This window comes from Streptococcus respiraculi (assembly GCF_003595525.1).
Lineage (GTDB): Bacteria > Bacillota > Bacilli > Lactobacillales > Streptococcaceae > Streptococcus > Streptococcus respiraculi.
The window spans coordinates 1464291-1490800 of the sequence record NZ_CP022680.1 but is presented as its reverse complement, the minus strand read 5'-3'; the positions used below and the strand labels follow the sequence as shown (position 1 = coordinate 1490800).

Annotated in this window: 22 protein-coding genes; 1 reads left to right on the top strand and 21 read right to left on the bottom strand. The window is 39.7% G+C overall.

Features of this window, described 5'->3' with window-relative positions; all coding sequences use genetic code 11:
• Positions 1-384 precede the first annotated feature (384 nt).
• Positions 385-1455, top strand: a complete 1071-nt coding sequence (gene xerS / locus CHF41_RS07230; RefSeq protein ID WP_119876646.1) for a tyrosine recombinase XerS — start codon at positions 385-387, stop codon at positions 1453-1455.
• Positions 1456-1505: 50 nt separating this feature from the next.
• Here xerS and CHF41_RS07225 read toward each other — a convergent pair whose 3' ends face one another.
• The 21 genes from CHF41_RS07225 to ylqF all read right to left on the bottom strand — a co-directional run bounded on the left by CHF41_RS07225 (position 1506) and on the right by ylqF (position 26308).
• Positions 1506-3017 carry a phosphohexomutase domain-containing protein gene (locus CHF41_RS07225; protein WP_119876645.1) on the bottom strand — a complete coding sequence of 504 codons (1512 nt, stop codon included), beginning with the start codon at positions 3015-3017 and terminating at the stop codon, positions 1506-1508.
• 324 nt (positions 3018-3341) lie between these two features.
• A complete protein-coding gene (locus CHF41_RS07220) occupies positions 3342-4280 on the bottom strand; it encodes a sensor histidine kinase (protein WP_119876644.1) in 939 nt (312 codons plus the stop codon).
• The gene (locus CHF41_RS07215; protein WP_119876643.1) at positions 4277-4942 is read right to left on the bottom strand and encodes a response regulator transcription factor; all 666 of its coding nucleotides are present in this window, start codon (positions 4940-4942) and stop codon (positions 4277-4279) included. The genes CHF41_RS07220 and CHF41_RS07215 overlap by 4 nt, the downstream gene beginning before the upstream one ends.
• Before the next feature lie 97 nt (positions 4943-5039).
• Positions 5040-7007 carry an ABC transporter permease gene (locus tag CHF41_RS07210; RefSeq protein WP_119876642.1) on the bottom strand — a complete coding sequence of 656 codons (1968 nt, stop codon included), beginning with the start codon at positions 7005-7007 and terminating at the stop codon, positions 5040-5042.
• 3 nt (positions 7008-7010) lie between these two features.
• Entirely contained in the window at positions 7011-7763 is a 753-nt protein-coding gene (locus tag CHF41_RS07205; protein WP_119876641.1) for an ABC transporter ATP-binding protein, read from the bottom strand.
• A gap of 350 nt (positions 7764-8113) precedes the next feature.
• Positions 8114-9280, bottom strand: coding sequence for an ATP-grasp domain-containing protein (locus CHF41_RS07200; RefSeq protein WP_119876640.1), 1167 nt, complete (start codon positions 9278-9280; stop codon positions 8114-8116).
• Positions 9281-9294: 14 nt separating this feature from the next.
• Positions 9295-10041 carry an esterase family protein gene (locus tag CHF41_RS07195; RefSeq protein ID WP_119876639.1) on the bottom strand — a complete coding sequence of 249 codons (747 nt, stop codon included), beginning with the start codon at positions 10039-10041 and terminating at the stop codon, positions 9295-9297.
• Between the two features lie 12 nt (positions 10042-10053).
• Positions 10054-10878: an alpha/beta hydrolase gene (locus CHF41_RS07190; protein WP_119876638.1), complete on the bottom strand. Its 825-nt coding sequence runs from the start codon at positions 10876-10878 to the stop codon at positions 10054-10056.
• Positions 10879-11131: 253 nt separating this feature from the next.
• Complete coding sequence (locus CHF41_RS07185; RefSeq protein WP_119876637.1) at positions 11132-12541, bottom strand: glycoside hydrolase family 1 protein; 1410 nt, start codon at positions 12539-12541, stop codon at positions 11132-11134.
• A 10-nt stretch (positions 12542-12551) separates the two neighbouring features.
• Positions 12552-14396: a beta-glucoside-specific PTS transporter subunit IIABC gene (locus CHF41_RS07180; RefSeq protein WP_119876636.1), complete on the bottom strand. Its 1845-nt coding sequence runs from the start codon at positions 14394-14396 to the stop codon at positions 12552-12554.
• A gap of 16 nt (positions 14397-14412) precedes the next feature.
• A complete protein-coding gene (licT, locus tag CHF41_RS07175) occupies positions 14413-15252 on the bottom strand; it encodes a BglG family transcription antiterminator LicT (RefSeq protein ID WP_119876635.1) in 840 nt (279 codons plus the stop codon).
• A 543-nt stretch (positions 15253-15795) separates the two neighbouring features.
• The gene (locus tag CHF41_RS07170; RefSeq protein ID WP_119876634.1) at positions 15796-16911 is read right to left on the bottom strand and encodes a low temperature requirement protein A; all 1116 of its coding nucleotides are present in this window, start codon (positions 16909-16911) and stop codon (positions 15796-15798) included.
• The gene (locus tag CHF41_RS07165; RefSeq protein ID WP_119876633.1) at positions 16902-17540 is read right to left on the bottom strand and encodes a putative quinol monooxygenase; all 639 of its coding nucleotides are present in this window, start codon (positions 17538-17540) and stop codon (positions 16902-16904) included. Before CHF41_RS07165 ends, CHF41_RS07170 begins: the two co-directional genes overlap by 10 nt.
• An 11-nt stretch (positions 17541-17551) precedes the next feature.
• On the bottom strand, positions 17552-18457 hold the full coding sequence (locus tag CHF41_RS07160; protein WP_119876632.1) for an amidohydrolase family protein: 906 nt from the start codon (positions 18455-18457) through the stop codon (positions 17552-17554).
• A 4-nt stretch (positions 18458-18461) separates the two neighbouring features.
• A complete protein-coding gene (locus CHF41_RS07155; RefSeq protein ID WP_119876631.1) occupies positions 18462-18902 on the bottom strand; it encodes a MerR family transcriptional regulator in 441 nt (146 codons plus the stop codon).
• An 89-nt stretch (positions 18903-18991) separates the two neighbouring features.
• On the bottom strand, positions 18992-20338 hold the full coding sequence (trmFO, locus tag CHF41_RS07150) for a methylenetetrahydrofolate--tRNA-(uracil(54)-C(5))-methyltransferase (FADH(2)-oxidizing) TrmFO (protein WP_162911926.1): 1347 nt from the start codon (positions 20336-20338) through the stop codon (positions 18992-18994).
• Between the two features lie 300 nt (positions 20339-20638).
• A complete protein-coding gene (gene topA / locus CHF41_RS07145; protein WP_119876629.1) occupies positions 20639-22723 on the bottom strand; it encodes a type I DNA topoisomerase in 2085 nt (694 codons plus the stop codon).
• 102 nt (positions 22724-22825) lie between these two features.
• The gene (dprA, locus tag CHF41_RS07140) at positions 22826-23668 is read right to left on the bottom strand and encodes a DNA-processing protein DprA (protein WP_119876628.1); all 843 of its coding nucleotides are present in this window, start codon (positions 23666-23668) and stop codon (positions 22826-22828) included.
• 469 nt (positions 23669-24137) lie between these two features.
• The gene (locus tag CHF41_RS07135; protein WP_119876627.1) at positions 24138-24692 is read right to left on the bottom strand and encodes a sugar O-acetyltransferase; all 555 of its coding nucleotides are present in this window, start codon (positions 24690-24692) and stop codon (positions 24138-24140) included.
• A complete protein-coding gene (locus tag CHF41_RS07130; protein WP_119876626.1) occupies positions 24679-25470 on the bottom strand; it encodes a ribonuclease HII in 792 nt (263 codons plus the stop codon). The genes CHF41_RS07135 and CHF41_RS07130 overlap by 14 nt, the downstream gene beginning before the upstream one ends.
• Complete coding sequence (gene ylqF, locus CHF41_RS07125; protein WP_119876625.1) at positions 25457-26308, bottom strand: ribosome biogenesis GTPase YlqF; 852 nt, start codon at positions 26306-26308, stop codon at positions 25457-25459. Before ylqF ends, CHF41_RS07130 begins: the two co-directional genes overlap by 14 nt.
• Between the last annotated feature and the right edge of the window lie 202 nt (positions 26309-26510).

Below are 26510 nucleotides of genomic sequence, written 5' to 3'. Positions count from 1 at the left end.
GGCTACTGAAATACGCGATGAAGATCCTTATGGTGGATATCTATCTCGATTTTATGTCAACTTGTTTTTACACAAATATTAAACAAAGTACTTGAAGAGCATGTAAGAACGTTAAAGAATTAAGATAAATATGAGAAAGTCTGTTCTATTTCATTTTCATTAGGAAGATAGGTGAGATACAATGGTTAAGTCTATCTAAGAAAAGGTAGAACAGTTTTATAAAAAATTCTTGATGAGTTACATACTATGGTAAAACACGGGCTAATTTGATTATCACGAGTATTTCTGATAGTCCTCCATATATCTTTCCGAAAAACTATAATTTTCTTGAAATATATTTATACTTGTGCTATACTATAGATAAGAACAAATGGGGAGATTATTATGCGTCGTGAATTATTACTGGAAAAAATTGAGCAATTAAAGGAGGTCATGCCTTGGTATGTTTTAGACTACTACCAATCCAAGTTGGCTGTTCCGTACAGTTTTACTACCTTGTATGAATACTTGAAAGAATATCGTCGTTTTTTTGAATGGCTGATGGAGGCCGACTTGGTATCTGTAACAAGCATTTCAGAAATTTCTTTGGATACTCTGGAACATTTGACCAAGAAAGACATGGAAGCCTTTATCTTGTATTTACGCGAAAGGCCCTTGCTGAATGCTAATACGACTCAAAATGGGGTCTCGCAGACGACGATAAACCGCACCTTGTCTGCCCTTTCGAGCCTTTATAAATATTTGACTGAAGAGGTCGAAAACGAGCAAGGCGAGCCCTATTTTTACCGCAATGTCATGAAAAAAGTTTCCACCAAGAAGAAAAAAGAGACCCTTGCTGCTAGGGCGGAAAACATCAAGCAAAAGCTCTTTTTAGGCGATGAAACAATGGACTTTTTGGACTATGTGGACACCCAGTATCAGGTCAACCTATCGAAACGTGCACTCTCTTCTTTCCAGAAAAATAAGGAGCGTGATTTGGCGATTTTGGCACTTCTCCTTGCTTCTGGTGTGCGGCTGTCAGAGGCGGTTAATCTCAATCTCTCTGATGTTAATATAAAGATGATGATGATTGAGGTGACTCGAAAAGGTGGCAAACGGGATTCGGTCAACGTGGCAAATTTCGCCAAAACCTACCTGGAGAATTATCTTGCCATTCGTCAGCAACGGTACAAGGCTGAAAAGACCGACATCGCCTTCTTTTTATCTGAATACCGTGGTCTACCCAATCGTATGGATGCCTCAAGTATCGAAAAAATGGTTGCCAAATACTCTGCCGACTTCAAGATTCGGGTGACCCCTCACAAACTCCGACATACACTAGCTACCCGTCTCTATGATGCGACCAAGTCTCAGGTTTTGGTCAGTCACCAACTGGGGCATGCCAATACTCAGGTAACAGACCTTTATACCCATATCGTCAATGATGAACAAAAAAATGCTCTGGATAAATTATAAAAACAACAAAAAAATTTACATAACAAATATTATGTAAATTTTTTATTGTATTATTGCTCAATAATTTCTTTCATCTTTGTTTGATTTACCTGAGGATAGGTGGCTAAAAATTCAGAGAGACGTCTGAGAATTGGCAAAATGTAGCCTGAATGATCATTTTCTACTTGGAGGACCAAAAGCGGCTCATGGAGACTCATTCGCAACAAGAACCAACCGTCACCGTATGGAGCAGTTACATCAAAACGCACTCCTTCTTCATTTTCAGGATTAAATTGGAAGCCTTCAATCGTTTGAGCTTGTAAGTCTGCAATCACTTGTTGACCAAGCGCTCTGTAGTCTTCTGCTTCTAGTTTAAAGCGGACTTCTTGCGTTTCTACTGGCTGTTTCAATTGAGCAATTAAGTCATCTAAGCTAGTTCCTTCTGCTTGTAAACGTGGCAAGAGCATGAGGATTTTTGCTGCGGCGTAGGTACCATCATCAAGGAAATAATTTTCTTTAAAGGCCGCATGCCCAGAAGTTTCAATCGCTAACTGGCAATCAATGCCAGCTTGATTGGTCTCAATAGCCTTATTGATGACATTGCGATAACCTGAAATATAGCGAATCTGCTTGCCACCCAACTCTTCAATAAAGCGTTTTAAATGTTCTGAAGTTGGTGAATTGGTGACAATACTTGTGCCTGGGTGTTCCTGCAAAATGATTTGAGCAAGGATGGCAATGAGATTGTTTCGATTTAAAATCTCGCCTGATTTAGTCACTAAGGCAGCACGGTCGACATCGGTATCAAAGATAATCCCCAAATCCGCCTGATGTTTCAATACAGCAGCCTGAATACTAGCCATGGCTTCCTTATTATCTGGGTTTGGAATATGATTTGGGAAAGTGCCGTCTGGGTCTAGAAATTGTGAGCCAGTTGTATCAGCTCCCAAGACCCGAAGAACCTTGTCTGCAAAGAAGCCTCCTGCCCCATTTCCTGCATCAACAATAATGTGCAAGCCATCAAGCGGTCTTTCTTGTCCTTGGTTAGCTTGGCGAATTTTACCAACCAAATCTGCGGCATATGGTGTTAACAAATCTGCGGTTGTCACTGCTCCACCTGCTTGTTCCCCTAAATCTTGATCGTGCTCTAGAATGCAGGCGATATCTTCGTGTTCTGCGCCACCTTTTCGGCTAAAGATTTTAATTCCATTGAAATAATACGGCAAGTGACTAGCCGTTACCATAACGCCAGCATGACAGGCAAATTCCTCATATTGGGTACTCATAAAGAGGGCTGGAGTGGTAGCTAGACCGAAATCAATGACTTGAGCTCCTAGTCGCACCGCTTCTGTTGTAAAGGCTTCAACTAGACTAGGACCGCTAAGGCGGCTATCTCGTCCAATCCCGATCGTCAGTCTACCAGCCTGATAAATCTTATCTAGCTCGTCATCTTGACAAAGCCAGTAGACCAAGCCGCGCACAATCTTTGTGACCGCTTCTGGAGTCAAATTAACTGCTAATTCGTCTGTTGCAATCGCAATCCCGCGAATATCTGAACCATTTTGCAAAACATGATGTGACATAACTTCCTCCTTTATCTACTCCTAGTATATCATCTTTTAAACCGTTTTCAAATCTTAAGTAACAATATAGTGAAAGATTTCTCCCTTTTGAAGCGTATAGCAAAAAAAGATGAAGGAGTATGCTATTTACGTAATTTATATTATGTAAATAGCATACTCCTTCTATTTTTATAATTCCTTGATTTTCTAAAGCGAGATAGGCTTAGAGAGTCTCTTATCTACTTCATATATTCATGCGGTAAAATCTGCCATTCTTCTGGGCTGTTGCAACTGCATGAGACTGGTCCTGAGAGCAGAGACAAGGGCTAGCTTCATCTGCTTCTCCTACTTCTTCCAAATACGAACCTGAGTTCCTTGATCAATTTGACTGCTAATATCAATCGATAAGGCTAACTGGGTGAGCACCCGTTTGGTCAAATAAAGACCAAATCCACTGGCTTTCTGATGTTCACGCCCATTGTAACCGGTAAATCCTTCGTCAAATAAGCGGGGAAGATCCTCTGGTAAAATTCCAATCCCCTGATCGATAATCGTGACGCCATTTTCCAGATGAATGATAATGGATTTTTTATTTTGACTGTACTTAATAGCGTTATCGATCACTTGGGACAGGGCAAAGGATAGCCACTTCCGATCGCTCTTTACCTGCCATTCCCCTTTTATGTCAAGACTCAACTCCTTTTGCAAAAACTGACTGCGGTACTTTTTAACCAAGTCGACAATCAGTTCTCGAACCTCAATCATCTCAAAGCGAAAATCACTGGTCTGATTGGACAACTTCATGTAATTGAGAAGATTTGTCATATAATTGTCAAGTCGCAGTAATTGGTGATTGACCTCAGTTTGAGAAAGCTGATTTGTTTGGCTCATCAAAGAGAGGGCAGCCAAGGGGACTTTCATCTGGTGAGACCACATTTTGACCACGGACTGCCACTCATTTTCACGAGATTTGTAGGCAAGGATGAGGGCGTTACTTGCTTCTTTCTCGCGTTCTAACAAGGCTAAATAAGCCAAATCAGATGGCAAATTGAGCTCTGTTCCTTTTATTTCTCCCGTAAAGTTTTCAATGATTTCTTGTTTTCGTTTAAAATGAAAAAATAGCCAAACAGTCCAGATAGCAAGGAGGATACTGGTAAAAAAGAGACTTTGTAAGAGGAAATCAAATGGAAGCTGATAGAGAAGAAACAGGACTACTATACTGATCCCGATGATGAAATACACGAGGTACCAACCAGCATATTCTTTTAAAAATTTTATCATCATTGAACAATATACCCCACTCCACGAATGGTATGAATGCGATCAAATCCTAGTTCGCTGACTTTTTTACGTAAACGTGCCATATTGACATTCAAGGTGTTTTGATCAATAAATTCCTCGTTTTCCCACAGTTGTTCCAGTAGCTTTTCCTTGGTTACAACCTGTCCTTGTTGTTGCATAAGGGTAGTGAGAATTTTAGTCTCCGTCGGTGAGAGTTGGATGTGCTTATCTTGGTAGCTGAAACGCCCGTCCATATTCAATTGGTAGCCCTCTAAGACAAGGTGATTAATCTGTGTGAACTGTTGGATGCGGCGCAAAAAGGCAGCAATTTTAGCATCCAAAAGAGGAAGGGAGAAGGGTTTGGCGATAAAATCATCTCCTCCCATATTCATAGCCATGACAGCGTTCATTTCATCATCGCTACTGGAAATAAAAATAATCGGCATGGTCATGGTCTTGCGAATTTCTGTCGTCCAATAAAAGCCATTAAAGTACGGAAGACTGATGTCCATAAGAACCACATCGGGTTGCCATTCTGCTATTTCTTGGCTCACTGCACGATAATTATGGACACTTTTCACGTGATAGTTTTGGCTCAGATGACTCATCAATAGCTGTACAATCGTTTCATCATCTTCTACGATATAAATTTTGTCTTTGTTCATAGTCTTATTGTATCAAAAAAGTGACCGACAAAGCCACTTTTTCTGTAATCTAGTCTATACAGAATACGCCTAATATCCAGTTGTTAATGAACAAGGCCTATCTTTCAATAATGCGGTAATAAGCCCTACTTGTCCATTTGTAAATGATATAATACAGCAGGCAGATAAGGAGAATTGTTATGCCACTTACGGTATAAATCATCCTGTGTGAGGTTACGCCAAACATGAGCAACATCTGCTTCAACATGGTAAGGGAGGCGATAAAATGGAGAATGGCCATACCTAGCGGCATAAAGAAGACAAGTAAAACCTGAGAGTTAATGGTCTTTTTAACGGCGGTTTGGCTCATTCCCACCTCTTGAAGAATCTTGTAAGATTTCTTATCTTCATGCCCTTCAGAATACTGTTTATAGTAGATAATCAAGGCAGCCCCCAATAAGAAGCTGATACCGAGTAGGAAGCCTGTAAAGAGGAAACCACCTACAAAACCTAGTATTTCATTTTGGAAGTCTTCTTTTTGGACAACAACCCCCAGACTCTGACTACCGTCTTCTGTCATGAAATCTCCAGCAGTTGCTCCGACCAAGGCTTGAAATTCCTCACGGCTTAGATTGGTCTGGACTTGATAATTCATCAACTGTTCTCCGTTGTCTCTACTTTCTTTAAAGACTTGGACAAATTCTTGGAGTACCTGATCATTGCTGACGATAAGTAGAGCAGGATTATAGGTGTTTAGCAAGTCAGAAACCTGAATATTTTGTACACCTTCTACGACGTCAAAGGTCTTTTCTCCAAGAACAACTGATTCTAGGTGACTGGTCCGATGTGGTAGATAAAAGGCAACTTGCTGCTCTTTTAACTCAGGAATTGTATTGCCCAATTTTCGAACATCTTCTTGGGTCATAATATACAATGAAGTCATTCCAGTAATAGAAGGATGATTCAGAGTCTCTTTATTTAAAGGAAGGGTCTTACTACCGTCATAGGAAATCGTTTCAGCAAAACTCAGATAACGGATACTATCGTTTGCTTTTTCCGGATAGGTATCAAGCACCGTTTTCTGAAAAACTGCTTCTCCTTCTTGCCTGCTTTGAACGTGGTAGGTAATGCTACTTTCTTTCGGAAAGAGCACATCCATAGTATTTGTCATATTAGTATAAAGCGACGTAGTTGTTGCAATCGTCACAAAGGCCATAATAGCAAGAATAGTAATATTGGCAAGCCCTGTTGCGTGCTGTTTCATACGGAAAATCATCTGGGATGTTGCGATGAAATGTTCCGGTGTATAGAAATACTTCTTCTGCTTGCGACGACGTTTCAAATACCAGGCGATAAAACTAATATAAAAGAGATAGGTTCCTGCAATGACGAATAAAACCGCAATAAAGAATCTGTATAAAACGACAATCGGCGTAACTTGACTAGATGAAAGAGATAGATAATACCCTACACCAAGACAAATGAGGGCCAAAATAGCAAGAAGCAGATTCCCTTTGGGTTCTTTCTCACCTTCTTCCTTACTTTTGAACAAAATAAGAGGAGATGAGAACTGTACTTTATAAATAGTTAAGAGTTCCAAAAGGAAAAATATCCCTGAGAAAATAAGGCTATTGAGGAAAAGAGCCAGGAAAGAGATTTCAAAATGCAGATTGGTTCCATGGAGTAGATTGACAAAAATCAAGTACATTAGGTTGGCAAATGCTACACTCAAGATACTTCCTAGAACAATGACCAGAATAAGAATCATCAGCAATTCAAGCGTTGCAATCAGGGCCAGCTTTTTCTTATTCATGCCAAGCATATTGTATAAACCAAATTCTCTACCACGCTGCTTCATTAGGAAATTAAAGCTATAGATTTCCATGATGAGAGAAAAAATCGTAAGAACTCCACTACCTAAACCAAGCGCCAGCGCTCCTGTTCCCATTGTTTTTGCAATAGGACTTAGCATCAAGAGGATAATCGAACAATTTAGCACAAAAAGGACTAAAGTCGCTAGAATAAAGGGCGCAAAAGTTTGAAAGGATTTCCGAATATTCCCATAAGCTAATTTGAGATAGAACATACCTTACTCACCTCCTAGAAGTGCAGACATGCTGAGTGAGATTTCCTTAGCGAAATCGCCACTTGATTTATTAGCCTTATAAAGCTGATGAAAGATACGGCCGTCCTTGATAAAGAGGACTCGTCTAGCATGACTAGCTGCATTGGCTGAATGGGTTACCATTAGAATGGTTTGACCTGCGGTATTGATTTCTTCAAAGAGAGTTAATAGATCTTCTGAATTACGATAGTCAAGTGCTGCTGTTGGCTCATCAGCAAGAATCAATTGAGGTTGGGTAATCAAACTGCGGGCAATGGCTATTCGCTGCTTTTGTCCACCTGAAAGTTCAAAGGGACGCTTGTTGAGTAAGTCTTCGATCCGTAAGGTTGGAGCAAGTTGCGCTAGTCGTGCTTCCATTTCGTGATAGGATTTTCTTGCCAGTACCAGTGGCAGAAAAATATTATCCCGTATTGACAGGGTATCCAATAAATTAAAATCTTGGAAGACAAATCCGAGGTTACGCAGGCGGAAATCCGCTAGTTGGCTTTCCCTGATTTTGGTAATGTCTTGATTTTTGAGAATAACATTGCCATTGCTTGGTTTATCAAGGGTAGCCAGGATATTGAGTAGGGTTGTTTTACCAGAGCCACTTTCTCCCATGATTGCAATAAATTCTCCTTCTTCGACCTTAAAATCGACATCTTGAAGGGCGCGTGTTTCTTCTTTTGAAAAACGGGTACGATAGACTTTTTCTAAATGATTGATTTCTAAAAACATAAAAACTCCTTTTCCTTTTGCAGTATGTATTTGTAGGAGAAAGATGACCCTGCTTGACATGAGGACTTTGCAGCTATGCGACTGCTGTTCATAGTGCTTGCTCAAGCTCCTTCAACTAGTACTTCTCCTACTTCCTTTTATGCTTTTATTATACTCTTATTTCATAGAGCCTTACCTTACAGACTTGTCACTCTACCTTACAATTTTGTAATATTCGTCAACAATGAACATCTGATGTCGTTGTCTAATCAGATGTTCATTGTTATAGAGTATAAGATTTTGCAATCGCTCATTTTCTTTCTTAGAGTATACCATAAAAAAACTCGCCTGCTAAGCGCAGGACGAGCTTTTTAGGAGCGAGTTTGACTGATATAAGCAATCATATCATCGAGTTCTTCTCGGCTATCCGTTGTGAGAAGGTAGATTGTATCTCCCTGAAGAGCAGCAAAGGCGCGTGGCATGCGTTTTTCCATTTTTAGTTGATTGGCATACCGCTCACGCAATTCCTCTTCACTATGTTGATACTGGGTTTGGTCACGACGTGTAATAGCAAGACAGTACTGAGGAGCAAAGCGACGTTCAGCTACTTCTTCTCCTACGACAATACTAGCGTAATCACAGTACAAATCAATCGAATGAGCAAAATTATAAACGTCTACTGTAAAACCGCCTGCAGGACGATTATTGTACTCAATCGCAATATAGTCATCGCCTTCACGGAAAAATTCAATATGGAAGAAGCGCTCTTTCATGCCAAAGGTTTTGACAATCGAACGACCATAGGCTTGGAGTTTTGGATCAATCGTTTTTAAAATGTAGTAAGCATTGTCTTTTTGACCTTCTAAAAGCTCAAGCGGAGTATAGTGGTAATCAAAGGTTGTTTCAAAGACAATATTTCCTTCAGCATCTATTAAGCCATCGTAGGTACAAATTTCACTTGAATGAACGAATTTTTCAAAGAAATAGACGGTTTCATGATCCCATTGCTCTGCAAAATGATCCACATCTGCTAGACTAGTCAATTTGTAAGTTGCTGCTGCACCGACCCCGTTATCGGGTTTAGCAATCATCGGAAGACCAATTGTTTTTACTGCTCTAGCAATGTCTTTTTCAGTCTTTATGACCTGACCAGGAACGACTGGAACACCTGCTTGCTTGAAATATTTCTTCATTTTTGATTTGAACTTGGTCTTACGCAGGTGTTTTGGCTTAGCACCAAAGACATGGAATTGCTCCCGCAAAACCGCATCATTTTCTAGCCAATATTCATTGTGGGATTCGATTCGGTCAATTGGTCCGTGCTTATAGAATAAAAAGGCAACTGCACGCTTGACTTCCTCAATATCTTCTAGATTTTCGACACGGAAATACTCTGTTAATGCCCCTTGTAAATCAGGACCCAACTGTTCATATGGCTCTTGACCAATTCCCAAGACATTGATTCCTTTTTTAGCCAATTCAAGCGTAAAGGGTTGAAAATTTTCAGGATAATAGGGCGAAATAACAATGAAATTCATATAAGATTACCTTTCTATAAATCTAGTGTACGTAGGAAATAAGGCATCTGCTTTCTCCACCATACCCAATCATGAGCCACATCGCTTCCCCATTCATCAAACCAGGCAGGGATATTTTTCTCAGCAAAGGCTGCTTTGAGAGTGTAAAAACTTGGCAGACCATCCTGCTCCCAATCCCCAAGACCAGAGCAGACAATGATGTCAGATCGGCGATAGCGATCAATAAACCAACCATCATTTTGGTTCCAAATGTAATCCGCAGGGGAATTTTGGTAAACGGCATCATCTTGGCCATAATCTTGATTCCCATTAAAGAAACGGGCATCATATACACCAGAAAGCGCAATAACCTTATTAAACACATCAGGATGTTGCAAGAAGAAGTTCAAGGCATGGTAAGCCCCCATCGAACAACCGGTTGTCATCATTGGCTCAAACCAGTCTGTCTTATGTTTGATAAACGGAATAGCTTCTTCAATCACATACCGTTCGTAAGCACGATGAGCTTCTGCACGATCGTGTATTGGCTTCCAATCTGCCAACCAGCTCTCTTTATCAACGCTAGTTAGGGTAAAAAACTGTACTTTTCCAGCTTCAATGGATCCTTTACAAGCCTCAATCATGCCAAAATCGGCATATTCGGTATAGGAACCGCCTGATGAAGCAAAAACAACGACTGGAATACCAGCATGTCCATAGCGATTGAGATTCATCTCTCGACCTAAATTCCCTGACCAATGACTTAAAAATTCTACGTGCATCTATTTATCTCCTTACCATTTTTCACTTAAAAATCGCAGACAATCGGGTAGATATTTTGCCCAAGCCTCTTCATTGTGAATAGCGCCTGAAACAATCTCTAGCGTGAGATTGTCCAATTCCACTCCTCCTGCAATCAACTGGCGATAATAGGAAAGTGATGAGTGGATATAGGCTTGCTTGATGTTGCCTGCCATTAATGTTTTATCGGTCTCATCTGCTTCTTCTGTCCCTACATAAATATAGACACGTTGCTCCTTGTCTAGCTCTTGGCGTTCAATATAGCGGTCAAAGGCTTCTTGGTGGAGCCAGTTAGCAGATGAAAAGACCCCCAAGCAACCAATCTGTTCTTGATAAGCCAAGCCCATAAATTGGGTAATATTGCCGCCCAAGGAAGACCCAATCATGGCTGTATGGGCTTTGTCAGCCTTAGTACGGTAGGTATTGTCAATGAAGGGTTTGACTACTTCCATAACAAATTCAGCATATTCTGTTCCCTTACCACCAAATTGAACACCGGGAATATTGAGTTCTTTATATTTCCAAGCAGAATATTCATTCATGCGCTGGAAACCGTCGTTGTCAATAGCGACAACAATCATCTTGGCGATGTCAGGATTGCGTTTAATCGTCGGAATCACCTTCCAAGAATGTCCGCTAAATGCTTCCTTGCTATAAAGGACATTTTGTCCGTCATGGAAGTAAACGACAGGATAGGTTTGCTCTGTATCTGTTTCATAATTTTTGGGGAGCAAAACACGGACACGCCGCTTCTCCTTTGAATAGGGAACCTCCAATTCGTGGGTTTTCATCTCAAGATAAAAGTAAGACTTATTCATCACATTCTCATTTCCATTTCAATTAAGACTAGTATAGCATATTTTTGATGAAATATTCAGAAAATTTAGTTATTATTTTTAAAAATAGCCAGAAAAAACGAACGAAATCCCTCAAAATCTCTTGTCATTCCTTAAAAAACTGTTTATCCTCATTGGTAGAAATGAGGGTTTGCTAGGGAACATAGACCAGCTATATTTAGCTCAAATGCAAAAAGAAGCCAAGCATTTACTGCTCAGCTTCGTATCACTTATCTCACAAGTTTTCACCATTGCTTACAATCACATCGCGATACCAGAAGAATGATTTTTTCCGATACCGCTCCAAATCACCACTTCCATCATCATGTCGATTGACATAAATCAAGCCATAGCGTTTGGACATTTCTGCGGTAGACATCGACACACAATCAATGCAGCCCCAAGATGTGTAGCCCATAATCTCTACCCCATCTAAAATCGCTTCTTTTACTTGTGCTAAATGCTTGTGCATATAATCAATACGGTAGTCATCAAGAACAGTCATTGTGCCGTCTGCACCAACAACTAGTTCGTCTTTGGCTCCCAGACCATTTTCAACAATGAATAAGGGAATTTGATAGCGGTCATAGTAACGATTGAGTACCAAGCGTAGACCAATTGGATCAATCTGCCAACCCCAATCAGAGGCTTCCAAAAATGGATTACTTAAGCCACCTAAGATATTGCCACGTCCAGAAGCGTATTTGCTCTTGTCAAAGGCTTCAGTAATACTCATGTAATAACTGAAGGATAAGAAATCGACAGGATAGTTTTTTAGCAGTTCAGCATCCCCTTCTTCAAATTGAATCTCAATTCCATGCTCCTTGAAGAATCGGTTAGCATATTTCGGGTATTCTCCACGAACATGAATATCAGAAAAGAGATAGTTCAAATTCTCAAACTGATGAGCAGCTAAGACATCTTTGGGATCAGAAGTCATTGGATAAGCTGGCATAGCTAGCACCATACAACCGACTTTAAAATCTGGATTGATTTCATGAGCTAGTTTGGTCACTAAGCTAGAAGCAACCAATTCGTGGTGAATCGCCTGGTATAAATCCTGTTTTGTCAATTGCTCTTTTGGAATATCAATACCACCGCTGGTAAATGGGAGTTCTAACACAGAATTCACTTCATTAAATGTGAGCCAATAACGAACCTTATGTTTATACCGTTCAAACACTGTGCGGGCATATTTTTCAAACAAGCCAATCATGTCTCGATTGATCCAGCCATGGTACTGGCGTGCAAGATAGAGCGGTGTTTCATAATGTGATAACGTCACCAATGGTTCAATTCCATATTTATGAAGTTCATCGAATAAATCATCATAAAACTGAAGACCAGCTTCATTTGGCGTTTCTTCATCTCCATTTGGAAAAATCCGACTCCACGAAATGGATGTCCGAAAGACCTTAAATCCCATTTCTGCCATTAGAGCGATGTCTTCCTTGTAGCGATGATAAAAATCGATACCGTCAAGTTTTAAATTATCTGGAGTAGGAGACTCTGTCCAAGCTCCAAGACCGCCATTTGGTAGTACATCTTGCACAGAAAGTCCTTTTCCGTCAACGTTATAAGCTCCTTCAACTTGGTTAGCAGCTAATGCGCCACCCCATAGAAAATTTTCTGGAAATACTCCCATTGTTTCCTCCTTATAAAATAGCTAGTATGTCTTCTCCTGCCTCAACAGTTGCTTTTTCATTCATCGGTAAAACATCTAAAAAGTTTTGAGTATTGGTTACGATAATTGGTGTTGTGACATCATATCCTTTGTCAATAAGCGAGGCAATATCGACTTCAAGAAGAACATCTCCTTTTTGGACCTTGTCCCCTTCTTTTACAAAACTTGTAAAGCCCTCACCGTTAAGATTAACAGTCTCTAATCCGACATGGATTAGTACTTCTACTCCGTCCTGACTAATCAACCCAATGGCATGTTTAGAAGGAAAGACAGAGGCAATCACTCCATCAATAGGGGAAACGACTTTTCCATTTGAAGGGACAATAGCGATCCCCTCACCGAGTAATTTACCTGCAAAGGTTTCATCATTAACTTGTTCAAGTGGAAGAAGGGTTCCTTTTAAAGGTGAAGCAATCTTTTTTTTGTTTGACACACCTGTTGGAACATTTTCCAAATCAGACGGCTGTACTTCCTCATCGATACCCAAAATGTAAGCAATAATGAAAGTAATAACAACACTTAAAGCTGTCGCAATCAATGCATTTGTAAAGTTGGCTGGCTGATCAGCATTGATAAATTGTGGTAAGGCAATCAAAGATGGTACTGCAAACAAGAAAGATTTTATTCCGACAATTCCAGCAAACAATCCTGCAACACCACCACCAATCATCGCTGCATAAATTGGTTTCTTGTATTTCAAGGTAACCCCATAAAGAGCTGGTTCTGTAATTCCAGCTAAAAGAGCTGAAAAACCTGCTGCAAATGCGACTTGTTTGGTATTTGGATTTTTACTTTTTAGGGCTACTGCCATAGAAGCTGCTCCTTGAGCTAGGTTTGCTCCAAGCATAGCTGGTAAAATGAGTACATCAGGTGTTGCGACAGAAGCTGCTAGGAAAATCGGAGCAAATGCCCAATGCATTCCTGTCATAACGATAAATGGCATAATAGCCCCTAAAATTGCCAAGGTCAACCAACCTGCTGTTCCATACATTTGCTGAATGAGGGTAGATAGTCCTTCTCCTACAATCACTCCAATAGGACCAACTACAACTAAGGCAATAAAACCTGAAATAAGCAAGACAATCGTTGGTTGTAAGAAACTTTTGGTCACAGCTGGTACAACTTTATTAACCGCTGTTTCAATATATTTCATCAACCAAACCATAATGAGAATTGGAATAACAGATGATCCATAGTTAGCCGGTGTAACTGGGGCACCAAAGAGAGCCATAGGATTCGCATCTGCTACCATTTGTACAAAATTTGGGTGAAGCAAAATTCCTGCTACAGACATCGCTAAAATTGGTGTAACATTGAGCTTTTTCGAAGCTGAAAATGCTAGGAAGATTGGCATGAAATAGTAGGGCGCATCACCAAAGATACTCAAAAAGGAAATCGTTTGTGAATCAGCAGACAACAATCCCAACATTGGGAGAATAATCACAAGAACCTTGAGCATTCCGCCACCCAGCATTGCTGGAATTAAAGGAGTCATGGATCCGGCAATATACTCAATAATGTTACCGAAAACAGATCCTTTCTTTTCGGTAGAAACAGGCTGTTCGCCACCAAAGTTCCCCAATTTTACAAAGGCTTGATAATAGTTAGCTACATCATTTCCCAAAATCACTTGGTACTGACCGTTTTTACGCATCACACCCATGACATTAGGAATGTTTTTAACAACCGCATCCGAAACCAGTTCTTCATCTTTTAAAACAAGGCGTAGTCGAGTAACACAGTGAGTTGCACTCGCAACATTTGCTTCTCCTCCGACTGCTTTTAAAATGGCTTTAGCAGTATCTTTATATTTCATCATGTTCTCCTTTATTCTAGTACAGATTCTTAGTTAGTCTTCGAATATGTGCAGTTAAATAGAGCAATTCACTCGAACTCAGACGGTAATCATACTCTTTCTGAATATAGCGAGCAACTTCTTCTCCACAGTCATATTCTTTAGGATATTTCTTCCGCATTAAAGCAAGCAAATCATCGTCGTCATCTTCTTGATAATATTCATGCGCTAATAAGCGGTGGGCAAAAAGTTTGATATGGGTAATAAAGCGATAGTATTCAATTGATTCTTGATCAAATTCTGTGACATAAAAGTTTTTCACAATTTGCTCAATATTCATGATAATTTCAGTAATCTTGTACGATTCTTGAAAATTATTCTCCAGATTCGCATTCACAAAATGAAGAGCAATGAAAGCAGCTTCGTCTTCAGCCAACTCTATCTTGGCTTCTTTTTTGATAATCTCTAGCGCCTGCTTTCCAACCTTATACTCTTCAGGATAATATTTGGCAATTTCCCATTTTAGAGGATTTGCAATAACAATCCCTTCCTTGTGTCGTTCAATGCTCGATTGAATATGGTCAGTTAAATTGATATAAATAATCTCGTCAAAATTATTTCCTAATTTGATTTTTCCAAGATTGATAATCTTCTCGCACACATAGACTAGCTCTAGCGGTACATTGATAAACAATTCTGTGAAGCGAGTCATATTATCCCTATTTTTCAATAGAAAACTTTTTTCAATCGCATCTACTTCTACCGTATCGCCAACCTTTTTTGAAAAGGCAATTCCCTTACCAAATAACAGAATATCAACATCTTTTTTATTCGTCGCAATAACTGCATTATGGTTTAAAATTCGTTTTATGATCATAAAGTGTTTCCCTAAAAACAAAAAGGAACTTATTTATCGTACGCAAAAAGCATCGTATAAATAGGTTCCTGCTCGCAATAAAGCGATAACATCCATTTTTATAATATTATAAGATTCAGCTACATCATGCTTACATCTGTAATAACATTGTAACCGTTTTTAATTTTATCCTAAAGCCAAAACTTTGTCAAGAAAAATTTTTATTTTTTTCTAAAAGCTGTTCCTCATAGTCTTTTCAACGGAATTGGATGAAAATGCTCTCGGCCCAATTTTTCCATCCACACCTCAGCTGTGAACTTTTGTTCCGAAAGACGTGTTTTAAATCTAACATCAATATAGGGTTGACATTGTGCCTGCAATCCATTCAAACTCTGGCAAATTTCTTCTACCGTTTTGGATTTCGTAAGTCCTTACTTAGCAAAAATGATTGATTTCTATTTCTCATATTTCGTTGCAAAGTTCCTTTATATACTACGATTCAGCTACTCTGGTATAACAGAAAAGGAGTGAGAATGCGCTCCTCTCACTCATAAATCTACATGATCATCTTTGCCGCATCATTAAACTCGTTATTCCTACTGTCACAAAGAAAGTAACCAAGGTGAACATCAGAGAATTTTCAGCAACCAGTAGACTAAGCAGGAAACCGATAGTCAGCAAAGCCAATTCGGCAAGGTAAAATTTAGGAGTCCAGCTAAAGTCTGCCTTGTTATAAGGTGCATGTAGGAGAATTCCAACCAAAAACAAGAAAATACCACTATAGAGAAGGCACGCAATAGCATTGTTTGATAGCTGATGTTCCTGCAATAAGGTAAAAGCCGCCGTAATAAAGCTTAAACCAAAGAAAATAAAGTAATGATAATAAATAGCTCCGTTTCCTGATACATTCGTTTTATTGACATCAATCCTGTAATCCATCTCTGTGATATAAAAGAGAAATAAATTTGCCACAATCAAAAAAGGAAAGAAGGAAGAAAGTGACAATTTATCGATAGAAAAATAAGGAGCAATCCCAATAATCATCTCGCCAAAGGTGATAATCACAAGCAGAGATAAACGTTCAACAAGGTGAGGAAACGAAATTGGAGTTAATTCCTTTAAAGCTCTGGTTTTTGCTGGATTAAGTACGAAAGACGGCATGAGCCATGTCACAATGATTCCTAAAACAGCAATTACTAGACTAGATGAATAAGGGAGAAAAAGACAGGACAAGAGACTCAGGATTCGTACTCCCAAAATAGAGAAAAATTGCTTGATGAAGTATTGATCGGCCGTATTTCTGGTGATGCGATACTCGAGACCATATTGTGCAAGTAAGAGTACCGTGAGAACTGCCATCGTGCTAAAAAAAGGGATGACCATGCTTTGGAAATCATTGGATAGCAAACCTGCAGCAACTAGCAGGCATATCATCTGTAGCAACATAAAGACAGTATTCGTCAAGCTATTTTTTCCAAAACGGTTGGTAAAAACCATCTGAATCATCCAAGAATTGATAAAAATAATCAGTGCAATACTAAAGACAATCACATTTTCTAAAAGGAACCTTCCATGGCGAACATGGGATAACAGATGAGTCATCTGAGAGATGGCATAGACATAGACTAAATCATAAAAGAGTTCTGTTAGTTCTACCTTTTTATGGCGAATTAGTGACATTTTGCCTCCTTTTCTGTGACAGCTCTATATCTCAAATTCCCTTTGTTGACACATTCAAGCAGTGAGAAGTTCTGTTTGAACTGCTGCTCAATAGAAGCGTTTTGTTCTAAAAATGCTGCTACTATGCTATTTTCTGTACTAGAAATATCAATGATATACCATGTATTGGGAGAATCTGCAACAAAGCCTGCATAGAGAGTCTTCGTGTCTTTTGCCTGATTTACCACATCAAAAAGCTTGTCTTTAAATGCCGTTTCCCTACTTTCTTTCACACGTACAGATATCAATCTGACAAATAGACTAGACAAATCTTCTTGAACCGGCTGTTCTTGTTCATACAAAATTTGAGGAATCAGTTCTACACGTTCTTTGTAAGGAATGTAATCTTGTGCAAAAGTAGCAAAATCCTTAAAATGAGAAGAAGTGATATGTGCTTCATAGGCCATAGCATCACGATAGACTTCTATCACACAAAATGTTTGCTGATCATCAACTTTTGTCAAATACATCGCTAAAGTTCCTTCTTCTTTTGTGATGGATTGATTGAAATTTGTCTGTCCAATCTGGAAAAATTCCTCTACATGATTCTCAGCTACTTTTAGCTTAAATACGTTAAAAATAGGCTGCATTCGCTTCCTTTCTATTTCAATAAGCGATACCAATTATCCGCAAAGATAGCTTGTTTTTCTTTTGTTGAGAGAGCCATCGCTTCAATCGCAGCAATAATCTCTTTGGTAGGACCTGCAGGTAAAATTCCTAAAGGAGCATCTGTTCCAAAAAGAACCTTTTCAATACCAAAATAGTCGACAGCTAATTCCAGAGCTTTTGGATTGCCTAATAAGGCTGTATCGACGTAAAATTTCTTAAAATCCTGCACCATCTCTTCTGGCAGGATATGACGAATCCGCTCTGCAAAATAAGGAACCATTGCCCCTGCATGGTGAACAATAATTTTCAGATTAGGGTACTTTCTAAAATAGCCCGCTTCTACTATTTCAAGCATGGCTTGTGTCTGCTCGTACTCCCATGAAAAGACAATATTATTGTCAGGTTTTCTCGCATCAAATACAGGATGAAGCCAAATTGGAATCTCTAGCCTTGCACAAGTTTCAAAAATAGGTGCAAATTCTGGTGCAGCAACAGACTGACCAAGATGGCGACTAAATAATTGGACACCTACAATATTTTGATTTTGGGTAACAAATTTTTCTAAAATCTCAAGACTTCCATCCATGTGATTGAGGGCGAGCATCGCCACACCTCCTGCAAATTGCTCCGAATGAGCTTGCAGCGTTTCTAACAATTCTTGATTGGCTTCCTGAACGAGTTTTAAAGCCTCATCGGCCTCTACATAATCTTCTGGATTGACATTAACATAAGATATAATTTGTTGGGTATCTTTGTGTTGATACTGTGCTCTACTCTTCATATCTGTCAAAACTGGATTCTGTAAAAAGGGCATTTTATCCGACAAATGTGGATCTAGCCTAAGCATTTTTTGGTAAAACCTTGGTAATAAAACATGGGCAAATACATCAATTTTCATCTTTTTATTCCTTCCAACTATTTTCCTGATCTTCTAAAATCGCATATTCTTCAAAATAAGAGGTAGCTTGATTGATCTCACCACTCTCATAAAGGGAAATTTTATGCTCTAAGCGGTCGATGGAGCGTTGCAAATTTTCTTTTCGTTGGTATAGAGTCTCTAATTGTTCTTTTAGAAGCCATTCTCGCTCTTTTTGGGTTTCTTCTCCTTGTTGTAGTAGTTTGACATAAGTTTTTAAAGCTTCTATTGGAATTCCTGAATGCCGCAGGCAAATCACCATTTCAAGCCAGTTCAGCATTTCTCTTGTAAAATAACGATTTCCATTTGATTTTCTTGGAATAGTCGGCAATAATCCGATACGCTCATAATAGCGTAATGTATTGGAGTTAACTTGATAAAGTTCGCTGACTTCTGTAATCGTATAGGTCTTCTCTGTATTGGTCATTGTACCTCTCCTTTATCCAAATCATTATATCACTTGAAGTGAACTATAAGTCAAGCTAGATTGTCAAAAAAGCTAGGAAAACCTAGCCTTTACTGATTATTCAACACTTCTATACACTGGCTCAAGTCTGCCAAGGCGCGTTCAGCGATTTTCTCATAGCGTTCTTTTTTATCACGAATGCGAGGACCGTCCAACTCTTTGATAATGCCAAAATTAACATTCATCGGTTGGAAATGCTTGCTATCTGCATGAGTGACATAGTGCGGTAAACTTCCAATTGCCGTTGTCTCAGGGAAGATGATTTCTTCTTCATTTTTGAACAAGCGAGCTGCGTTGATACCGGCTACGAGGCCAGACGCCGCAGACTCAACATAGCCTTCAACCCCTGTCATTTGACCAGCAAAGAAGAGCTGCGGATTTTTCTTAGAACGAAAAGTTTGCGTCAAAAGATTGGGCGAATCCATGTAGGAATTGCGGTGCATCACCCCATAGCGAACAAATTCAGCGTTTTCAAGTCCTGGAATCATTTGGAAGACCCGCTTTTGCTCGCCCCATTTCAGATGAGTTTGGAAGCCGACAATATTATACAAGCTGCCTGCGGCATTGTCCTGACGTAGTTGAACGACAGCATAGGGTGTTTTAAATTCTCCATCACGTGGACCGGTATAATCTTCTGGATATTCCAGTCCAACTGGTTTCATTGGTCCATAAAGCATGGTTTTCACCCCGCGTTTTGCCATGACCTCAATCGGCATACACCCTTCAAAATACTTTTCTTTTTCAAAAGAATTAAGAGGCGCTTCCTCTGCATTGACAAGAGCATCGTGAAAGGCCATAAACTGTTCCTTGGTCATTGGAGCATTAAGGTAGGCAGCTTCTCCCTTGTCATAGCGGGATTTTAGATAGACCTTGTCCATATCAATCGTATTGACATCAACAATCGGCGCCGCCGCATCATAAAAGTAAAAACCAGCTCCACCGTTGAATGCGTGGATTTTTTCTGCCAAGGCATCGCTCGTCAGAGGACCTGTCGCAATAACGGTAATGCCGTCAGTTGGTAAGTCTGTAATCTCCTCACGAATGACTTCAATCAGAGGATGTTGCTGCAATTCATCTGTCACCATTTGTGAAAAACCTTCTCGGTCAACAGCCAAGGCTCCTCCAGCTGGGACGCGGGTCTGTTCCGCTGCTTTCATAATAATCGAATCCAAACGGCGCATTTCCTCTTTTAAGAGACCGACTGCATTGGTCAAGCTATCGCCACGCAGAGAATTAGAACAAACCAATTCTGCAAAGTGATCTGTCTTATGTTGGGGTGTTGCTTTTACGCCCCGCATCTCATAAAGTTTGACAGGAATTCCCTGTTTTGCAATTTGATAAGCTGCTTCAGAGCCAGCTAAACCAGCTCCAATGACTGTAATATAGGATTGAGACAATAGACTAATACCTCTAAAAATGAATGGAAAAGGAGATTATGCTACCATTCATTTCCCAGATGTGGGGGCTACCCACATCTGAACCTTTCTAATTTGATACTTGTTTATCATAACATAAATTCGATCAAAGACCAATTAAATAGAATAAGCAATATGTTTGATCAAATGATGAAATCAAAAAATCTACCATAGGATTCCACCTATGGCAGACAAGGTAATCTTTTAAGAAGAACCTGTATGGTAGAGGATCAGTTCTTAGTTTTAATCATTGACCCATTTTTACGATTTAGCGGTTCCTTCTTATTTAACCTTTTTTTCTTCGTAATCACCATTTGGACAGACAACTTGCTTGCCACCACCCCGTACTTTCTTTTCAACAAGGTAGTGTTGACATTTTGGACAATCACGCCCAATCGGCTTATCCCATGAAGTAAATTCGCATTCTGGATAGCGATCGCAACCATAAAAAACACGATTGCGCTTACTCTTGCGTTCGATGACTTGCCCTTTGTGACATTCAGGACAGGTTACACCTATTTCTTTCGTAATCTGCTTGGTATTACGGCAATCTGGGAAATTGCTACAAGCATAGAATTTGCCAAAACGCCCTAATTTAATCACCATTTCATGGCCACAAACATCACAATCAAAACCAGCGGGCTCATCCTTGATTTGAATTTTTTCAATCTCTGTTTCAGCCTTGGCTAATTCAACCTTGAACGGCTGGTAAAAACTATCAATAATCTTCTGCCATTGCGCCTTTCCAACCTCTACATCATCGAGTTTCTGTTCCATTTCAGCCGTAAAGGTTACATTGACAATATCTGGGAAGAATTCGACAATCAATTTATTGACAATCTCACCTAGTTCTGTCGGCTCAAAGCGCTTGGCAGCCAACTTCACATAGTAGCGTTTTTGAATGGTTTCGATGGTTGGCGCATAGGTTGACGGACGGCCAACACCATTTTCTTCTAACGTCTTAATCAAGGTTGCTTCTGAGTAGCGGGCAGGTGGCTGAGTGAAATGTTGTTCTGGCTTGGTCAAGACACGCTGCACCTTGTCACCGACTTCCATATCCGGCAACATCTTGCTCTTGTCTGAATCATTATAAACAGCCATATAACCGTCAAATTTAACCTGGCTACCGTTTGCGGTAAATAAGACACCATTTTGCTCCAAACGCACACTCATGGTGTCAAAGATTGCTGCTGTCATTTGACTAGCTACAAATCGATTCCAAATTAGAGAATAGAGGCGCAATTGATCCTTGTCTAGATATTTAGCAATGGACTCAGGCGTTAATTGGACATTGGACGGACGAATCGCTTCATGGGCATCTTGGGCTCCAGAAGCATTTTTGACTTTGCTACCGTGCTTAGAATACTTAGACCCGAAACGCTCAGTAATAAAATCTGCTGCCTGTGCCTGAGCGACTGGACTGATTCGAGTTGAATCGGTACGCATATAGGTAATCAAACCTTGTGTCCCACCTGTTCCAAGGCTCACTCCTTCATACAATTGCTGAGCGACCATCATGGTCTTACGGGTCCGAAAATTAATTTTATTAGCCGCATCCATCTGCAAGGTTGAAGTTGTATACGGCAATGGTGCATTACGCTTACGCTCCTTGCGTTCTACCTTATCAACCGAAAACTCATCGCCTTTAATACGTGCTAGGACTTCTTTGACCTGCTCATTGTTCTCTAACTTGAGCTTCTTATCATCTACACCATAGAAACTAGCTTGGAATTTCTTGGTCCCCTTTTTAAAGGTTCCGTCAATGGTCCAGTATTCTTCTGGTTTGAAATTGTTGATTTCATTTTCACGGTCAATAATTAGTTTTAGGGCTACGGATTGCACACGACCCGCCGACAAGCCTTTTTTGACTTTTTTCCATAAAATAGGAGAAATCGAATACCCCACAATGCGGTCTAAAACACGACGAGCCTGCTGGGCATCAACCAAATCATGGTCAATGGCACGTGGCTCTTTAAAGGCGTTTTTTACTGCGTCTTTTGTAATCTCATTAAAAACAACACGGTTTTTATCCTTTTCATCCAGCCCCAAAATATGAGCCAAATGCCAAGAAATTGCTTCTCCTTCGCGATCCGGGTCACTGGCGAGAAAGACTTGTTTGGCTTTTTTGGCTTCTTTTTTTAAGTCGTTAATGAGTGGCCCCTTTCCACGAATATTGATATATTCTGGCTCATAATTATTGTCAAAATCAATCGACATGCTGGATTTTTTCAAATCACGGATATGTCCGACTGAGGCAACAACCTTGTAATTGCGTCCTAAATATTTTTCAATCGTTTTGGCCTTTGCTGGCGACTCCACGATGACTAAATTTTTCTTAGTAGTTGCTTTTTTCTTCGTTGTTACCATATTCTTACCTTTACAATATTTTTAAACTAGTATAGCACCAAAAAGAATATACTATTTTTAGGTAAGTGTCAAGATTTTTCTTTTCCTATAGGAAAACTCATTTTAGATTTTGTATTCTGAAAGGACATCAATCCCTGATGTAATGCACTTTGCGCCCTCTTGAATTAGAAAATGACAACCTACAGATTTTTCGTCTGTAATACTGCCTGGAATAACAAAAATATCCCGTCCTTCATTTAATGCATACTCGCAGGTAATCAGGCTACCGGAGCGCATTTTTGCTTCTGCCACAATAATTCCTTGTGACAAACCTGCGATAATCCGATTTCGCTCAGGAAAATGGTACTTGAGTGGCTGGTCTCTAGCTGTGTATTCGGATAAGATTAAGTGATGTTTGGCAATATAGGCTTGTAATCTTCTATTTTCTTTTGGATAAGCGACATCTAATCCGCTCCCAATAACAGCAATCGTCTTACCACCATTTTTTAAAGTAGCCATGTGAGCTGCTGTATCAATTCCCCTAGCTAAACCACTGACAATCACAAAACGGTTGTTCAATTCGTTGATGATTTTTTTGATTGACTGAGTACCCGTTGTACTTGCTGAACGGGCTCCAACTACTCCAAGTTTAGGATGTTCCAACAAACTAAGATCTCCCTGATAAAACAGCAAAACCGGTGGGTTATACATCTGTTTTAGCTCTAATGGATAAATGTCATCTAAAATGGAAAAAGAAGGAAAGCGATTAAACTCCTCTCGACATCTTTTAAGATCCAGCTGTTTATATTTTTCGATGAATATGACAGGATTTTTACACGTGGAATAAAGAGCTATTGATTTAAGCGATAATGATTTTTTATGACTATCTTGAGCTGCCAATACCTTATGGATTTGCAGATTTGTTAATCCTGCTTTTTTTAATGTAAATAATTCAAAGTTATTCATTTTTTCACCTCTCCTTCTTTATTCGTAAAAAAATTTATTTTTCTGTATAAATTATTCATATTTTTCAAAAAGAAAAAATCCTAACATCGTATGCTAAGATTTTTTGGCAACCTCAAGTAATGCTAATCAAATTAGCCTCAGCTTGAAGAAAAAGCCTTTTTATTGCCACCATCCTCATGTGCTTTCGGACATCAGCGATTCCCTTCGTAGTAAAATAATCCAGTGGATTATTTTAGCCCGAGCCCAGAAACAAAGGAGCGAGGATAATCGATTTCAATGAAAACACGACTTCTGTCTCACTCCCACTTTTAGCACGGCGGAGGTGGCGGTATTGTGCTCGCAAATTTTCTAATCTTAAAACTACAGAAACTTAAATATATTTGTATTTTTTCTGAATTGTGAGGTTTGTCTACATTCTGATGCTAATCAAATTAGCCTAGTTCTTTCTAGAATCACACAATCGAGGGCTTTAGGGAAAGTCAAGTGTCTGGATAATACGAGCAGGATTACCCGCTAGGACAAGATTATCTCCAAAAGATTTGGTCACAACAGAACCAGCACCCACGACAACGTTATTCCCTAAAGAAACGCCTGGGAGAATCGTCACACCACCACCAGCCCAGAAATTGTCTCCAATTGTAATTGGTTTACCATATTCCATACCTGAAATCCGTTCGTTTGCCTCCAAGGGATGAAGCGGAGTAAGAAGTTGTACATTGGGGCCTAACATGGCATTATCACCAATCCTAATCGGACAAACATCTAAAAATGTGCAATTGAAATTAGCGTAAAAATTTTCTCCTACGTAAATATGACAACCATAGTCACAAGCAAAATCTGGCTCAATATAAATCTGATTACCAGTTTTCCCAAACCATGATTTAAGCAATTCGCTCCGTTTTGTACTATCTAGTTCTTGATTAAATTCCATGCGATAGCGACGTGCCAAGCTGCGTAACTGGACTAATTCTGCATCGCTAGCATCGTATAGTTTGCCCGCTAGCATTTTTTCACGTTCTGTCATATTTGCTCCCTTTCTTCTTAAGCATTGATTTAATCGGTTCAAAGCTCTTACGGTGAATGGGGGTCACACCTTTTTCATGCAGGCCTTCCAAGTGTTTGGCGGTTCCATAACCTGCGTTTTTAGCAAAATCATATCCTGGATACTTCGCCTCAAACTCAGCCATCAAACAATCTCTTGTCACCTTTGCGACAATGCTAGCAGCAGCGATGGACAGGCTGTTGGCATCTCCTTTGATAATAGAGGTCTGTGCAATCGGCGTATTCAATCTCATTGCGTCAATCAGCAAATGCTGTGGACGAACAGCTAATTGCTCTAAAGCCTCAAGCATGGCTAACTTGGTCGCTTCGTAGATATTTACTTGGTCAATGACTTGACTGTCCTTAATTCCAATTCCTACTGCTACTGCCTGATCCATGATTTCTTCATAAATGACTTGGTGTTTGTTTTTGGGAATTTTTTTTGAGTCATTTAAAAAGCGAATTTTACAACCCTTTGGCAATATAACGGCAGCTGCTACAACAGGACCTGCTAAGGGGCCACGACCGACCTCATCAATGCCTGCAATCAATTCAATTCCTTGCGCATACAAGTTTTTTTCATAGGAAAGCATGTGCTCTAAACGAGCATCTTCTGCTTCTTCTGCCAGAAAATCCTTGTGTTTCTTCTGGAGTAGGGCTTGCACCCCCGCTCGAGTATCCTTAGCCAGTTCCTCTAAACGCGTGTCCTCTTTATCTGTGATGGTCTCAAGGAGGTCTTTTATTTCCTTAATCGTTGCCATCTTCATCACCAACTGTATCAAGGGTATAGAGACCTAATTTACCATCTCTTACTTCTTTCACAAACAAGGTATAAAAGCGGTCATAGTCCTCACGGAAACCAAGTTTTTTCGTCATATCCATGATGATTTCAGGGGCTTCATCATCCAGATTCATCTGCTTAAAGCGTTCTTTCAAGGCTGCTGGATAATGTGTCTTGAAATAATTCAATCCGAATATCGTGACCTCGTCCATTGGTAGAAGATTATCCTTAATCGCCCCAGTCAAAGCCAATTTGAGAGCTACTTGCTCATCTTCAAATTTTGGCCATAAAATCCCCGGTGTATCAAGGATTTCCAAATCTTTATTGGACTTGAGCCACTGCTGCCCCTTGGTAACTCCGGGTTTATTGCCAACTATCGCAATTTTCTTACCAGCCAAGCGATTCATCAGCGTCGATTTTCCTGCATTGGGAATCCCAATAATCATAGTACGCAAGGTTTCAATCTGAATCCCTCGTTCTTTTTGACGTTCGATTTTTTCACGCATCAATTTTTTGGCGGCTTCTGTTACTTTTTTGACGGTAGATTGTTCCTTGGAATTGACAGTTAAGGTTGGAATGCCTTGTGCTTCAAAATAAGCTCGCCATTCCTTGATCGCCACTGGGTCTGCTAAATCTGCCTTGTTTAAAATCAATAATTTTGGCTTGTCCCCCACAATCTTTGTCAACATCGGATTTTGGCTCGATAAGGGCAATCGTGCATCCACCAATATCGTTACAAAATCAACAAATTTAAGATTTTCCTGCACCTGCCGTCTTGCTTTAGACATGTGGCCTGGAAACCATTGAATAGTAGCCATTGTATATCATTCCTTTTCTTTTAATCTATCGCTCATCACTAGATAATCAACTACTATTATATCACGATTTTCCGATTTTGAGTGGGCTTCTTTTTATTTCTATCAGCTAATCACTCGTTCCCAATGTGATTTGTCAAGCTATAAACCGACAATCGTGCTGTCCTATCACAAACACTCTTAAAACAGCAATAAAAAACAAGAT

Bases quoted from the DNA above. Each gene is read 5' to 3' on its own strand.
- xerS (WP_119876646.1), top strand. From the start codon at position 385: ATGCGTCGTGAATTATTACTGGAAAAAATTGAGCAATTAAAGGAGGTC.
- CHF41_RS07210 (WP_119876642.1), bottom strand. From the start codon at position 7,007: ATGTTCTATCTCAAATTAGCTTATGGGAATATTCGGAAATCCTTTCAA.
- CHF41_RS07160 (WP_119876632.1), bottom strand. From the start codon at position 18,457: ATGAAAATTGATGTATTTGCCCATGTTTTATTACCAAGGTTTTACCAA.
- CHF41_RS07190 (WP_119876638.1), bottom strand. From the start codon at position 10,878: ATGAATAAGTCTTACTTTTATCTTGAGATGAAAACCCACGAATTGGAG.
- CHF41_RS07185 (WP_119876637.1), bottom strand. From the start codon at position 12,541: ATGGGAGTATTTCCAGAAAATTTTCTATGGGGTGGCGCATTAGCTGCT.
- dprA (WP_119876628.1), bottom strand. From the start codon at position 23,668: ATGAATAACTTTGAATTATTTACATTAAAAAAAGCAGGATTAACAAAT.
- CHF41_RS07200 (WP_119876640.1), bottom strand. From the start codon at position 9,280: ATGAATTTCATTGTTATTTCGCCCTATTATCCTGAAAATTTTCAACCC.
- CHF41_RS07205 (WP_119876641.1), bottom strand. From the start codon at position 7,763: ATGTTTTTAGAAATCAATCATTTAGAAAAAGTCTATCGTACCCGTTTT.
- CHF41_RS07170 (WP_119876634.1), bottom strand. From the start codon at position 16,911: ATGTCACTAATTCGCCATAAAAAGGTAGAACTAACAGAACTCTTTTAT.
- CHF41_RS07155 (WP_119876631.1), bottom strand. From the start codon at position 18,902: ATGACCAATACAGAGAAGACCTATACGATTACAGAAGTCAGCGAACTT.
- CHF41_RS07130 (WP_119876626.1), bottom strand. From the start codon at position 25,470: ATGGCAACGATTAAGGAAATAAAAGACCTCCTTGAGACCATCACAGAT.
- CHF41_RS07135 (WP_119876627.1), bottom strand. From the start codon at position 24,692: ATGACAGAACGTGAAAAAATGCTAGCGGGCAAACTATACGATGCTAGC.
- CHF41_RS07215 (WP_119876643.1), bottom strand. From the start codon at position 4,942: ATGAACAAAGACAAAATTTATATCGTAGAAGATGATGAAACGATTGTA.
- topA (WP_119876629.1), bottom strand. From the start codon at position 22,723: ATGGTAACAACGAAGAAAAAAGCAACTACTAAGAAAAATTTAGTCATC.
- licT (WP_119876635.1), bottom strand. From the start codon at position 15,252: ATGATCATAAAACGAATTTTAAACCATAATGCAGTTATTGCGACGAAT.
- CHF41_RS07165 (WP_119876633.1), bottom strand. From the start codon at position 17,540: ATGCAGCCTATTTTTAACGTATTTAAGCTAAAAGTAGCTGAGAATCAT.
- CHF41_RS07225 (WP_119876645.1), bottom strand. From the start codon at position 3,017: ATGTCACATCATGTTTTGCAAAATGGTTCAGATATTCGCGGGATTGCG.
- CHF41_RS07220 (WP_119876644.1), bottom strand. From the start codon at position 4,280: ATGATGATAAAATTTTTAAAAGAATATGCTGGTTGGTACCTCGTGTAT.
- CHF41_RS07195 (WP_119876639.1), bottom strand. From the start codon at position 10,041: ATGCACGTAGAATTTTTAAGTCATTGGTCAGGGAATTTAGGTCGAGAG.
- CHF41_RS07180 (WP_119876636.1), bottom strand. From the start codon at position 14,396: ATGAAATATAAAGATACTGCTAAAGCCATTTTAAAAGCAGTCGGAGGA.
- ylqF (WP_119876625.1), bottom strand. From the start codon at position 26,308: ATGGCTACTATTCAATGGTTTCCAGGCCACATGTCTAAAGCAAGACGG.